The organism is Pseudonocardia benzenivorans CB1190 (assembly GCF_000196675.2).
Taxonomy (GTDB): Bacteria; Actinomycetota; Actinomycetes; order Mycobacteriales; family Pseudonocardiaceae; genus Pseudonocardia; species Pseudonocardia benzenivorans.
Genome location: NC_015312.1, coordinates 384335 through 397003 on the forward strand (window position 1 = coordinate 384335; position 12669 = coordinate 397003).

Annotated in this window: 10 protein-coding genes, 1 tRNA gene and 1 other RNA gene; 6 read left to right on the forward strand and 6 right to left on the reverse strand. The window is 73.4% G+C overall.

Annotated features, from left to right (window positions below; translation table 11 throughout):
* Positions 1-11 precede the first annotated feature (11 nt).
* Together PSED_RS01770 and PSED_RS01775 are read left to right on the forward strand one after the other, a co-directional pair.
* Positions 12-1124: a class I SAM-dependent methyltransferase gene (locus tag PSED_RS01770; RefSeq protein WP_041759179.1), complete on the forward strand. Its 1113-nt coding sequence runs from the start codon at positions 12-14 to the stop codon at positions 1122-1124.
* 29 nt (positions 1125-1153) lie between these two features.
* Positions 1154-1522, forward strand: coding sequence for a hypothetical protein (locus PSED_RS01775; protein WP_041759181.1), 369 nt, complete (start codon positions 1154-1156; stop codon positions 1520-1522).
* A 59-nt stretch (positions 1523-1581) separates the two neighbouring features.
* Here the strand turns inward: PSED_RS01775 and PSED_RS01780 are convergent, their stop codons facing one another.
* Genes PSED_RS01780 through PSED_RS01790 form a run of 3 tightly spaced genes read right to left on the reverse strand, consistent with a single transcriptional unit; the run spans position 1582 to position 4586 of the window.
* Positions 1582-2871 (reverse strand): metal-dependent hydrolase family protein, encoded by a 1290-nt coding sequence (locus tag PSED_RS01780; RefSeq protein WP_013672557.1) that lies wholly within the window; start codon positions 2869-2871, stop codon positions 1582-1584.
* Between the two features lie 32 nt (positions 2872-2903).
* Positions 2904-3665 (reverse strand): alpha/beta fold hydrolase, encoded by a 762-nt coding sequence (locus PSED_RS01785; protein ID WP_013672558.1) that lies wholly within the window; start codon positions 3663-3665, stop codon positions 2904-2906.
* Between the two features lie 30 nt (positions 3666-3695).
* The gene (locus PSED_RS01790; RefSeq protein ID WP_013672559.1) at positions 3696-4586 is read right to left on the reverse strand and encodes a fumarylacetoacetate hydrolase family protein; all 891 of its coding nucleotides are present in this window, start codon (positions 4584-4586) and stop codon (positions 3696-3698) included.
* Between the two features lie 156 nt (positions 4587-4742).
* Here PSED_RS01790 and PSED_RS01795 point away from each other — a divergent pair, with 156 nt between their 5' ends.
* Positions 4743-5405 carry a FadR/GntR family transcriptional regulator gene (locus PSED_RS01795; protein ID WP_013672560.1) on the forward strand — a complete coding sequence of 221 codons (663 nt, stop codon included), beginning with the start codon at positions 4743-4745 and terminating at the stop codon, positions 5403-5405.
* Between the two features lie 3 nt (positions 5406-5408).
* On the opposite strand, the gene PSED_RS01800 is transcribed toward PSED_RS01795, so the two are convergent.
* Together PSED_RS01800 and PSED_RS01805 are read right to left on the reverse strand one after the other, a co-directional pair.
* Positions 5409-6131 (reverse strand): dienelactone hydrolase family protein, encoded by a 723-nt coding sequence (locus tag PSED_RS01800; RefSeq protein WP_013672561.1) that lies wholly within the window; start codon positions 6129-6131, stop codon positions 5409-5411.
* Positions 6132-6370: 239 nt separating this feature from the next.
* Positions 6371-6458 (reverse strand) — tRNA-Ser (locus PSED_RS01805).
* Between the two features lie 73 nt (positions 6459-6531).
* Here PSED_RS01805 and ffs point away from each other — a divergent pair.
* The 3 genes from ffs to PSED_RS01820 all read left to right on the forward strand — a co-directional run bounded on the left by ffs (position 6532) and on the right by PSED_RS01820 (position 11618).
* Positions 6532-6626: signal recognition particle sRNA small type (gene ffs, locus PSED_RS01810), an RNA gene on the forward strand.
* 65 nt (positions 6627-6691) lie between these two features.
* On the forward strand, positions 6692-9151 hold the full coding sequence (locus tag PSED_RS01815) for a DNA polymerase III subunit gamma and tau (protein ID WP_049803586.1): 2460 nt from the start codon (positions 6692-6694) through the stop codon (positions 9149-9151).
* A gap of 88 nt (positions 9152-9239) precedes the next feature.
* Positions 9240-11618: an HAD-IC family P-type ATPase gene (locus tag PSED_RS01820; RefSeq protein ID WP_013672563.1), complete on the forward strand. Its 2379-nt coding sequence runs from the start codon at positions 9240-9242 to the stop codon at positions 11616-11618.
* 24 nt (positions 11619-11642) lie between these two features.
* On the opposite strand, the gene PSED_RS01825 is transcribed toward PSED_RS01820, so the two are convergent.
* Positions 11643-12665: a bile acid:sodium symporter family protein gene (locus tag PSED_RS01825; RefSeq protein WP_013672564.1), complete on the reverse strand. Its 1023-nt coding sequence runs from the start codon at positions 12663-12665 to the stop codon at positions 11643-11645.
* Between the last annotated feature and the right edge of the window lie 4 nt (positions 12666-12669).

A 12669-nucleotide genomic window follows, 5' to 3' on the forward strand; every position in this document is an offset into this window, starting at 1 on the left:
ACCGGCCTGTCGTGCGCGTCTCCGTCGAGAGGCCTTTCGTGCTGCTCACCAACGCCCGCTCCCGCCCGCTGCTGAAGGCGATCCGCCACAAGCTGTGGAGCGCAGTCCAGAACGTCGAGCGTCCCGCCGAGTCCGGCGTGCACATCGACCCCGCCGAGGTCCCGCCCGTCGACATGTCCACGCGCAGCCGCTGGCACCGCGAGGCCGTCGCCAGCCCCGAGATGGCCGCGTTCCGCGAGGTGCTGCGCGTCGACGGCCGCAGTGTCCGCGAGTCCGTGCTCGACGACCTCGCCACCTTCTACGAGACGACGCCCGAGGAGGCCCGGCGTCGCTGCCTGCACTGGGAGCAGATCAGCGTGCAGGAATGGGCCGAGGCCGGCGGCGACGAGGGCGACCGTGGCCGCGTCGAGTTCTACCGGACGACCCGCTCCTGGTCCTACGACCTGATGTGGTGGGCGTACCTGCAGTCCGAGGGGCACGCCGACCCGTCGAACGTCGTCGCGGTGCGGTTCCTCCAGGAGTGGGCGCCCGGGCGGCGGCACCTCGACTTCGGGTCCGGTGTCGGCGTCACCACACAGCTGTTCGCGGCGCTCGGCTGGGACTCGACCATGGCCGACCTGTCGTCGACGCTGCTCGACTTCGCCCGCTTCCGGATCGAACGCCGCGGCGGCCACCCCACCGCGATCGACCTGCTCGACCAGACGCTGCCCGCGGGCGGCTACGACGCGATCACCGCGATCGACACCCTCGCGCACGTCCCGGACATCAACGAGACGGCCCGCACGCTGCACGCCGCGCTCGGCCCCGACGGCGTCCTCGTGACGAACCTCGACATCCGGGAGGCCGCGCCGGAGACCGTCTGGCACCTGCACGACGACGCCAAGCGCGCCGAGTACGACCTGCGTCGCGCCGGGTTCGTCCCGCTGGCGACGATGGGCTACGACATGACGGGCTACCGGAAGGTCCCCGCGTCGGGTCCGCGGTTCCGGCTGTTCGTGTTCACGTCGTGGCTGCTGCTGGTCAGTCCGCCGCGCCGCTGGGCGGCCGCGGCGACCCGACCGCTGCTGCGGGGGCTCTACCGGCTGCGCGAGCGGCTGCGGGGCGGTCGCCGACAGGACGGGTGACCTGCGCCACGCGCCGGTACCGTCGGAGGATGGCGTGTGTGTTGGTGCTCGGCATCGATCCCTACGCGATTCCCGGCCTCCCGGCCGACGACGTGCAGCAGGCGCTCGACGCCGAGCTGCGCCGGTTCGGCGACCACGGGCTCGAGGCGTCGATGACCTTGGTCCCGCTCGACGCGTCGGCACTGGTGACGGTGGCGGCGGCGCTGGAGGCGCGGGCCTGGGACGTCGTGGTCGTCGGCGGCGGGCTCCGCAAACCCGAGGCGTTGCTGGAGCTGTTCGAGCAGGTGGTGAACCTGATTCGCCGCGAGGTCCCGAAAGCGGCGATCGCCTTCAACACCAGCGGCGGCGACAGCGTCGAGGCCGCGCTGCGCTGGCTGCCGGCGCAGACCACGACCTGAACGCCGGCGCCGCCCGGCACCGGGCGAGCCCGGGCACCGAGCGGCGCCGATGGGGTGGGTCAGACCGCGGCGGGTGCCCGGTTCCGGTCGACGTTGCCGGGGTTGGGCGGGTAGTCCGCGTCGGCGGTGCTGCCGTCCTTGTGGAAGCGGCCGTCCTTCATGATGTAGTTCAGCTTCGTCTGGTCCTGCAGGACGGTGATGTCGGCGAGCGGGTCACCGTCGACGAGCAGCAGGTCGGCGAGGTAGCCGGGCTGCACCTTGCCCAGCTCGTCGGGCCGCAGCATGATCTCCCCGCCCCACGCGGTGGCCGAGATGATCGCCTCCATCGGCGTGAAGCCGAGCAGCGTCACGAAGTGCTCGAGGTCGCGGGCGTAGGTGCCGTGCGGGGTCCACGCGAAGCCGTAGTCGCCACCCGGCAGCACCTTGATGCCGCGACGGTGCATCTCGCGCAGGCCGTCGATCGCGGTCTCCAGCTCCTTCTTGTAGCCGACGGCCTCGGCCGCCTCCTGCGGGAACCCGAACGACTCCGCCTCGTAGAGCGTCGCGACGAGCCAGTTGATGCCGGGCGCGACGAACACCCAGTCCTTGTTGGCCTCGAGCATGTCCATGCCCTCGGCGTCGGTGAAGCTGGCGTGGTAGATGACGTCGACGTGGTTGCGCACGCACATCTTGACGCTCTCGGCGCTGCGGGCGTGGGCGCAGACGCGCTTGCCGCGCCGGTGCGCCTCGGCGACCGCGGCGGCGACCTCCTCGTCGGAGAAGTAGGTGTCCTCGGCGCGCTGCGTACCGGTGATCTCCTCGCCGGTCATCGACAGCTTGATCTGGTCGACGCCGATGTCGATCAGCTCGCGGACCGCCTTGCGCATGCCTTCGGGACCGTCGGCGAACTTGGTGATCGACTTGATCAGCGCGCCGCCGGTCACCGCGATCTCGGGACCGTTCGCGAGGTAGCGGGGGCCCGGGACGCGACCCGCGTCGATCGCGTCGCGGCAGACGACGTCGAGCCGCTCCTTCGCCGATGCCGCGCCCAGGCACATGGTGTAGCCGGAGTCGATGTAGGTCTTCGCCGACTCGAGGCAGAACAGCAGGTGCTCCTCGACGGGCATGGTCCCCAGACCGTCGAGGTCGGCGGAGTTGTTCCAGGAAAAGTGGGTGTGCGCGTCGCACAGGCCCGACATCAGGGTGCGACCACGGCCCTCGACGACCCGCGCGCCCTCGGCGGACGCGGCGTCGACGGTGCCGACGGCGGCGATGCGGTCGTCCTCGACCAGGACGTCGCCGCGATACGGGTCGGCGCCGGTGGAGTCGAGGATCGAGACGTCGCGGAACAGGATCTTGCTGGTGGGCACGGCGGCCCCTCCTCTTCGTCGAGAAGCGCTGGCTACAGGAAGGCGCGCAGGCGGTCGGTGACCGGACGCGCCGCCTCGAGCGCGGTCCAGTGGCCCACGCCGGGAAGGACGTCGACGGTCGCCGAACCGTGTGCGTCGGCGAGCTCGCGGCTCGCGTCGGGCGGCCCGACCTTGTCCTCGTCGCCGGTGATCAGCAGCAGCGGCAGCGAGGGGTCGACGGGCCCGGGGTCGGTCGCCGCGGCGAGCGCCTCGCAGTTGCGCGCGTAGCCCTCCGGGTCCTGACGCATCACGAGCTCGCGGACGAACGCGGCGATCTCGGGGTGCTGCGTGCGGGTCGTCTCGGACAGCCCGTTGGCGACGACGCCCGGCGCCACCGCGGCGGTGCCGTCGGCGCGCAGGACGGCCGCGCGGTCGCGCTGGGCCTGGCGGCCGGCGTCGGCCGGCTCGCGGACGGTGCCGAGCAGCGCGAGGGACCGCACCCGCTCGGGATGGCGAGCGGCGAACGTCCGCACGACGAGCGTGCCCATCGAGTGCCCGACGACGGCCGCCGACTCGATGCCCAGCTCGTCCATGACGCCCAGGAGGTCCTCGGCGTGCGACTCGATGCTGATGCCCTCGGCGAGGTCGGAACGCCCGGCACCGGCGGAGTCGACCCGGACGACGGTGTGCGTCGCGGCGAGCGCGTCGGCCTGCACCTGGTAGAAGTTCGAGGTCCCGCCCAGCCCGTGGACCAGCAGGACCGCGGGTCCGCTGCCCTCGACCTCGACGGCGAGTTCCTTGCCGTTGACCTTCACTCTGCTCCCTCGTGTTGCGGTTGCGGCGGCTCAGACGATGCGGCTGCGCTGGCGGCCGAGCCCGGTCACCGAGATCTCGACGACGTCGCCCGGCGCGAGGAAGCGCGGCGGGTCGAAGCCGATCCCGACGCCGGCGGGCGTACCCGTGGCGATGACGTCGCCCGGCTCCAGCGTGATGCCGGCCGAGATGGTGGCGACGAGCTCCGGGATGTCGAAGATCAGGTCCTTCACCGGCGCGGACTGCCGGGGCTCGCCGTTGACGCTGCTCTCGACCTGCAGGGCCGAGACGTCGGCGATCTCGTCGGCCGAGACGGCGTAGGGCCCCATCGGGCAGTGCGTGTCCAGCGACTTGCCCAGCAGCCACTGCGAGTGCCTGCGCTGCAGGTCGCGGGCGGTGACGTCGTCGACGATCGTGTAGCCCCACACGTGCTCGAACGCGGCCTCGCGGGAGATGCCGCGGCCACCCCGTCCGATGATCACCGCGAGCTCGGCCTCGTAGTCGAGCTCCGAGGTGACGCCGGCGTGGGCGAGGACGTCGTCGAACGGTCCGGTGACCGCCGTCGTCGCCTTGGAGAAGACGACGGGGTGCTCCGGCAGGTCCTCCGACCGGTCGGGCCTGTCGTAGCCGCTGCGGCCGAACTCCGCGACGTGGGCGCGGTAGTTCTTGCCGACGCAGAAGACGTTGCGCCGGGGGCGCGGGATCGGTGCGAGCAGCCGCACGGAGTCCAGCGGCCGGGCCGCGAGCGACGGCGCGCGCTCGGCGAGGACGGGCCCGAGCGTCGACCAGTCCTCGATCACCTCGAGCACGCCGGCGCCGGCCGGCAGCAGCTCGCTGACGTCGCGGACCTCGCCGGTCCCGTCATCGGCCACCCCCACGCGCGGCGCAGCGCCGGTCGCGTCGGTGAAGGTCACCAGCTTCATGTGCAACCAATCTGAACCAATGAAACCAATTCGGTCGACCCGACCGTACGCCGCGCTCGGAGGGCTGTCGAGTGCTGGAGGTCGAGCGCTGGTGGTGGCCGAGATCATTGGTCCGAATTGGTATCGACGCGGTGCATCGGGGATAGGGTGGCGGGCATGCAGACGGTCGAGCAGACCCTGCGGGCCCTGCTGACCGAGGGCACCCAGGACGGCACGCTGCGCCCGGGGTCGAAGCTGCCCACCGAGCGCGAACTGGTCGAGCGGCTGGCCGCGCCGCGCAGCGCGATCCGCCGGGCGCTGGAGATCCTCGAACGCGACGGCGTGGTGATCCGGCACGTCGGACGCGGCACGTTCCTCACCGAGGTCGCCGTCCAGCAGGTCGACGGGGCGCCCGCCGACACCAGCCCCGCCGAGATCATGCAGGTCCGGCTGCTGCTCGAACCCCAGGTGGCCACGCTGGCCGCCCGGGTGGCCACCCAGGCCGACCTCGACCGGATCGGGGAGTGCCTCGCCGCCGGCGGCGCGTCCGACGACTTCGAGGGTTTCGAGTCGTGGGACGCCCGGCTGCACCGCGCCATCGCGAAGGCCGCGCACAACGGTCTGCTGATGAACATGTTCGACGTCCTCAACACCGCGCGGGCGCTACCGGTGTGGGGCTCGCTCAAGCGCCGGACGTCGAGCCCCGAACGACGGCGGTGCTACCACGAGGAGCACACCGCCGTCGTCGACGCGCTGCGCGACCGCGATCCCGACGCCGCGGGCGCCGCGATGCGCGCGCACCTGCAGCACGTGTCGGACAACCTGCTCGGCAGGGGCTGAGCGCTACCGCAGGTGCCGCTCCAGGAAGCGGTCGGCGTCCTCGCCCGCGTGCTCCGGGACCCCGGTGTGCCCACCCATGTTGGCGTGCAACGACTTCTCCGGCGAGCCGAGGGCATCGAACAGGTCGAGGGCCTGCTGCCGGTCGTTGCCCTCGTCGTCCCACTGCAGCAGGACGTGCACCGGGACGGTGACCTCCCGGGCCTCCTCGACGACGGCGCGCGGCACCCAGCTCCCGGCGAACAGCACGGCTGCCGCGATCCGCGGCTCGACCCGCGCGAGGCGCACGCCGATGCTGATGATCCCGCCCGTGTAGGCGACCCGGCCGTCGATCCCGGGCAGCGCGTCGAGGAGTGCCTGCCACTCCGGAACCGCCTGGTCGACGAGCGGGAGGACCAGCCCGTCGACGACGTCGTCGGGGACCCTCTCGCCGGTCTGCACCGCCCGCCGCAGGTCGGCGCGGGCGTCGTCGAGCGCGGGGGTGCGCGGGCGGTCGCCGCTTCCCGGGTTCTCGATCGTGGCCGCCGCGAAGCCCCGCGCGACCGCGTACCGGGCCCGCGCCGCGAGCCTTGGGTGCATCCGTCGCAGGTCGCCGGGGTGGCCGAGCAGGACGAGCGGCGCCCTCTCGGACCCCGGCGACCACAGGGTGCCAGGGATGTCGCCGAGCAGGAAGCCGCGTTCGCGGACGCCGTCGTCGAGAAGCGTCTCTTCGGTGAAGTTCAGGTCCATGGTCGTGCCCTTCGGGAGTGCTGGAACGGCGCTCCCGGGCGACCTACCGCCCGACCGTGACCCCTGAGGAGAGCACCCACGTCGAAACGTTCACGGGTACCACCTCCTCGGGCCGGCGCACGGTCGTCGGCAAGTTAGCAGTCGTCGCCGTTGCGCTCCACGGATTTCCGCGCGCCGCCATCGAACGACGAACGCCGGCCCGCCCTGTTCGGGCGGCCCGGCGTCGTCGCTGTTCCGGGTGGCGGAGGATAGGGGATTCGAACCCCTGAGGGATTGCTCCCAACACGCTTTCCAAGCGTGCGCCCTAGGCCACTAGGCGAATCCTCCGCGTCGGAGCATAGCGACCGCTCGTCGTGGCCCCCGCGGCGGGACCGCCGCGCGGGGAGCCGCTACACTCGACCACGGACTCCGCGCGGCGCGCATCCTGTGAACTCCCCCAGGGCCGGAAGGCAGCAAGGGTCAACGGGCTCTGCCGGGTGCGCGGAGTCCCCTTTGTGTCCGGTCCGCGCGGTCGGCGCCCGCCCTCCCCGGTGTCGGCACCGGTGGGTAGCCTCGCGGGCGTGGCGCTGGCTCTGTACCGGAAGTACCGCCCGGCCAAGTTCGCCGAGGTGGTGGGCCAGGAGCACGTCACCGAGCCGCTCGGGGTCGCCCTCACGGCCGGCAGGATCAACCACGCGTACCTGTTCTCCGGGCCGCGCGGCTGCGGCAAGACGTCGTCGGCACGGATCCTCGCGCGATCGCTGAACTGCGAGCTGGGCCCGACGCCCGACCCCTGCGGCGTCTGCCCGTCCTGCATCGCCCTGGCGCCGGAGGGTCCCGGCTCGATCGACGTCGTCGAGCTCGACGCGGCGTCGCACGGCGGTGTCGACGACGCCCGCGAGCTGCGCGACCGCGCCTTCTACGCGCCGGCCGAGTCGCGGTACCGGGTGTTCATCGTCGACGAGGCGCACATGGTCACGACGCAGGGCTTCAACGCCCTGCTCAAGATCGTCGAGGAGCCGCCGGACCACCTCGTCTTCATCTTCGCGACGACCGAGCCCGAGAAGGTGCTGCCGACCATCCGGTCGCGCACCCACCACTACCCGTTCCGGCTGATCCCGCCCGGCACGCTGCGCGCGCTGCTCGAGCGGATCTGCGCCGAGGAGGGCGTCACCGTCGCGCCTGCGGTGTACCCGTTGGTCATCCGCGCGGGCGGGGGATCGGCGCGCGACACCCTCTCCGTGCTCGACCAGCTGCTGGCCGGCGCGGGGGAGGAGGGTGTCACCTACGAGCGCGCGGTCGCGCTGCTCGGGGTCACCGACGTCGCGCTGGTCGACGACGTCGTCGACGGGCTCGCCGCGGGTGACTCGGCAGCGGTGTACGAGGCGGTCGACCGGCTCGTGGAGGCCGGGCACGATCCGCGCCGGTTCGCCGCCGACCTCATGCAACGCCTGCGCGACCTCATGCTCCTGCAGGCGGTGCCCGATGCCGCGGGCCAGGGCATCGTCGAGGCCGCCGACGACGAGATCTCGCGGATGATGGAACAGGCCGGCAAGATCGGCCCCGCGACGCTGGCCCGCTACGGCGACATCGTCCACACCGGGCTCACCGAGATGCGTGGCGCGACGGCTCCGCGGCTGCTCCTGGAGCTGCTCTGTGCGCGGATGCTGCTGCCGGCGGCCACCACGTCCGACGCCGCGCTGCTCGAACGGCTCGAGCGGCTGGAGCGCCGGGCCTCGATCGAGGGGCCGCCGGAGCCGGGGGCGTCGTCCGAGGGCGAGGGCCCTGCCGCAGGGAAGCGGCAGTTCGCGCGCCCGTCCCAGCGCCGGACCGACGCCCCGGCGCAGCCGCCCACGGCCGCGGAGCAGGCCGCCGCCCCCGAACCACGCCCGACGGCGGCCGTTTCGGCCCGGGCTCCGGAGCCTGCGCCGGTTCCCGGGCCCGCCGTGCCGCAGGCGTCGCACGACCTCACCGAGGAACCGGGACGGTCCGCCCGCCCCGCGGAGCCCGATCGCGCCGTCGCGGCGGCCGGGGGAGCCGATGCGGACGAGGAGCGGGCGCCCGCCCGGCCGCAGGCGGAGGTGCCACCCGCCGACCGCCCCGCACCCGCCGGCCCGGGCCGGCCCCCGGCCGAACCGCCCCGCGGCGACCACCCGGCCGCCGAGCGGGCCTCGGAGGCGGCAGCCGCGGCCGCCGGGACGCCGACGGCCCCGGCCCGGCCCGATCTGCGGCCCGATCAGCGGCCCGATCAGCAACGCCCCGCCGCGCAGCAGCGCACGGAGCGCGCCGAGCCGGCTGTGCCACCGGTCCGTGAGGCGCCCGAACAGACCGCTCCTGTGTCGACCTCTCCTGGGCCGGCCGGCTCGGAGCCGCCCGGCCCCGGGCCAACTGCCCAGGCGCCGACCGCCCCTGCGCCGACCGGCTCGGAGCCGCCCGCGCCTGCGCCGACCGGCTCGGAGCCGCCCGCGCCGATGTCCCGCGGGATCGACGCCGCCGCGGTCCGCCGCGTCTGGCCGGAGATCCTCTCGGCGACGAAGCAGCGCAAGATGCGCACGCACGCGCTGCTGGTCACGGCCACCGTCCGGACCGTCGCCGACGACACCCTCGTCCTCGCCGCGGGCACTGCCGCGCTGGCCCGCCTGCTGTCGGAGCAGAGCAACCTCGACATCATCGCCGATGCCCTCAACGCGGTCCTCGGCGTCCGCTGGCGGGTGCGGTGCGAGTTCGGCGACGCGGCCCCGCCAGCCCAGGCCGCCCCGCAGCGCCGCGAACCCGCCGTCCCGCCCGGCCGTCGCGACCAGGGTCGGCCGAGCGCCGAGCGCGGCGCGCCCCCGCGCCGGCGCAGCGCCCCCGACGACGGCATCCCGCTCCCGCCCGAGCCGCCGTCCGACGAGGCTCCGCCGGAGGACGACGAGGAGGCGATGATGGCCGAGGCCGCGGCCGACTCGGGCAACGGTCCGGTCGAGCGCCGCGACCCCGAGGAGGCGGCGATCGAGCTGCTCGCGGCGGAGCTCGGGGCGAAGGCGATCGACCGGCCCTGACCGCTGACCGCGGAAAAGGGTGAATCGGACGGAACAGGGGTGCTGGCACCCGCGTCCCGGGCCTCCGACCTGCGTAGGCTCCGCCGACGTGTCCACCATCGAGTCGCCGACCACCGATGTCACGACGGGGCTGACGGCCGCCGAGGTCGCCGAACGCGTCGCCGCGGGACAGACCAACGACGTCCCCTCCCGGGCCAGCCGGACCGTCGGCGAGATCGTCCGGGCGAACGTCTTCACCCGGTTCAACGCCATCGTCGGCGTGCTGTTCGCGATCATCCTGGTGATCGGCCCCATCCAGGACGGCCTGTTCGGCTTCGTCATCCTGATCAACACGGGCATCGGGATCTTCCAGGAGCTGCGCGCCAAGCGGACCCTGGAGCGGCTCGCGATCGTCGGGGAGGCCCGGCCCCGGGTCCGTCGCGACGGGACGACGGCCGAGCTCTCGCCCGGCGAGGTGGTCCTCGGCGACGTGATCGAGCTGGGGCCGGGCGACAAGATCGTCGTCGACGGCGTCGTGCTGGCCGCGGACGGGCTCGAGGTGGACGAGTCCCTGCTCACCGGCGAGTCCGATCCCGTGCACAAGCTGCCCGGCGACCAGGTGCTCTCGGGCAGCTTCGTGGCCGCGGGCGGCGGCGCGCACCAGGCGACGAAGGTCGGGCGCGAGGCCTACGCGGCGCGGCTCGCCGAGGAGGCCAGCAAGTTCACGCTGGTCAACTCCGAGCTGCGGTCGGGGATCAACCGCATCCTGAAGATCATCACCTACCTGCTCGTCCCGGCGGCGGCGCTGATCATCTGGAGCCAGTTCCGCACCGTGGGCAACGACCTGCCGGAGGCGTTGCGCGGCATGGTCGCCGCCCTCGTGCCGATGGTTCCCGAGGGGCTCGTGCTGCTGACGAGCATCGCGTTCGCGGTCGGGGTCATCCGGCTCGGCAAGCGCAACTGCCTGGTCCAGGAGCTGCCCGCGATCGAGGGCCTCGCGCGCGTCGACACCGTCTGCGCGGACAAGACCGGCACGCTCACCGAGAACGGCATGCGGCTGTCCCGCGTCGACGCGCTCGGCGGGCACGCGGAGGCCGACGCCCGCGATGTGCTCGGGGCGCTCGGCGTCGCCGACAAGCGGCCCAACGCGAGCCTTGCCGCGATCGCCGAGGCGTGCCCGCCGCCGCAGTGGACCGTCGTCACCACCCAGCCGTTCTCGTCGGCGCGCAAGTGGAGCGGGGCGAGCTTCGCCGAGCACGGCAACTGGGTGCTCGGTGCGCCGGACGTGCTGCTCCCCGAGGACAGCGCCGAGCGCGCCGAGGCCGAGCGCGTCGGCGCCGACGGCCTGCGCGTGCTGCTGCTCGGCCGCGGTTCCCGCGTCGTCGACGACCCGGCCGGACCGGGTGACGTCGAGGCCGTGGCCCTCGTCGTGCTGGAGCAGAAGGTGCGTCCGGAGGCGGCCGACACCCTCGCGTACTTCGCGGAGCAGAACGTCGACGTCAAGGTCATCTCCGGCGACAACGCGGTGTCCGTCGCGGCCGTGGCGTCGTCGCTGGGACTGACCGGCGCGCACGCGCCCGTCGACGCCCGCGAGCTGCCCGAGGCGAAGGAGTCGCTCGCCGACGAGGTCGACGCCGGCACCGTCTTCGGCCGCGTCACCCCCGCACAGAAGCGCTCCATGGTCGGCGCGCTGCAGTCGCGCGGGCACACGGTCGCCATGACCGGCGACGGCGTCAACGACGTCCTCGCGCTCAAGGACGCCGACATCGGCGTCGCGATGGGCTCGGGCAGCCCCGCGACGCGCGCTGTCGCCCAGATCGTCCTGCTCGACGACTCCTTCGCGACCTTGCCGCACGTCGTCGCCGAGGGCCGGCGGGTGATCGGCAACATCGAGCGCGTCGCCAACCTGTTCCTGACCAAGACCGTCTACTCGGTGCTGCTGGCCATCGCGATCGGCGCCATCGGCGTGCCGTTCCCGTTCCTGCCGCGGCACCTGACGCTCATCGGCTCGCTCACGATCGGTATCCCGGCGTTCTTCCTGGCACTGGCCCCCAACACCGAGCGGGCCCGGACGGGCTTCGTCAAGCGGGTCCTGCGGCTGGCCGCGCCGTCGGGGATCATCGCGGGCGCCGGGACCGTCGTGACGTACCTGATCGTGCGCACCGACCCGACGGCCACGAGCATCCAGCAGAGCACGGCGGCCGTGCTGACGCTGTACCTGATCGCGACGGGCGTGCTCGTCGTCGTCGCCCGGCCGTTCGTGTGGTGGAAGGCCGTGCTGGTCGTGGCCTCGCTCGCCGCGTTCGCGCACGCCCTGCTCTCGCCGCTGCCGTTCGGCCGGGAGTTCTGGCAGCTCGACGCGGGCAACACCGCGACGATGCTGGTCGGGCTGGTCGTCGCGATCGTCGGCATCGTGCTGGTGGAGGTCGCGAACCTGGTGATCACCCGTCGGCTCGCCCGCGCCACCCCCGCCCCGGCCTCGGACTGAGGCCGGCGGCCCGCGAGCGTGTCGTCAGCGTGAGGAGACCGCGCTGACGACATGTCCCGACTCGGCGGCCTCGGCGCGGCGGGCGAGCCGGCCGGCGATCGCGGCGCAGGCCATCAGCTGGATCATGTGGAACAGCATGATCGGCAGGACGATCGCCCCGACCTGGGCGCCCGCGAAGAGCACGCCGGCCATGGGCAGGCCGGTCGCCAGGCTCTTCTTCGAGCCGCAGAACATGATCGTGATGCGGTCGGCGTGGGTGAAGCCGCGCGGTCCGTACCAGGTCAGCAGCAGGACGGCGGCCAGCAGGACGAGGCAGATCGCGACCAGGGTGAGCAGCGCGGGCACCGACAGCGTCCCCCAGATCCCCTCGGCCATGCCCTCGCTGAACGCGACGTAGACGACCAGCAGGATCGATCCGCGGTCGACGAGCACCAGGTGCTTCTTGTGCCGCGCGACCCAGCCGCCGATCCAGCGCCGGGCGAGCTGGCCGAGGACGAACGGCGCGAGCAACTGCAGGGCGACGTCGGCCACCGCGCCGCCGGAGATGCCGCCGTGCGAGGCGAGCAGCAGGCCGGCGAGCAGCGGCGTCACGACGATGCCCAGCAGGTTCGACAGCGACGCGGCGCAGACCGCCGCGGACACGTTGCCGCGTGCCAGCGAGGTGAACGCGATCGACGACTGCACCGTCGAGGGCAGGCAGCACAGGAACAGCACGCCGACGGCGAGCTCGCGCGGCAGCACGCTCGCCGGGAGCAGCGAGACCGCGAGACCGAGCAGCGGGAACAGCACGAAGGTCGCGAGGAGGACCGTGCCGTGCAGCCGCCAGTGGCGCAGCCCGTCGAGCGCTTCGCGCGTCGAGAGCCGCGCGCCGTAGAGGAAGAACAGCAGGCCGATGGCGACCGTCGTCGCGTGGCCGAAGCCGGTGGCGACGCCACCGCGGGCCGGGACGAGCGCCGCGATCCCGATGACGAGGAGGAGCAGCACGATGAAGACGTCGATCCGGACGCGGCGGAGGCGGGCGAGCACGTCGTCCAGGGTCGACGGCATCCGG

Excerpts from the sequence above, each read along its gene's own strand:
- PSED_RS01795 (WP_013672560.1), top strand. The coding sequence starts at position 4,743 with ATGCAGACGGTCGAGCAGACCCTGCGGGCCCTGCTGACCGAGGGCACC.
- PSED_RS01825 (WP_013672564.1), bottom strand. The coding sequence starts at position 12,665 with ATGCCGTCGACCCTGGACGACGTGCTCGCCCGCCTCCGCCGCGTCCGG.
- PSED_RS01800 (WP_013672561.1), bottom strand. The coding sequence starts at position 6,131 with ATGGACCTGAACTTCACCGAAGAGACGCTTCTCGACGACGGCGTCCGC.
- PSED_RS01790 (WP_013672559.1), bottom strand. The coding sequence starts at position 4,586 with ATGAAGCTGGTGACCTTCACCGACGCGACCGGCGCTGCGCCGCGCGTG.
- PSED_RS01775 (WP_041759181.1), top strand. The coding sequence starts at position 1,154 with ATGGCGTGTGTGTTGGTGCTCGGCATCGATCCCTACGCGATTCCCGGC.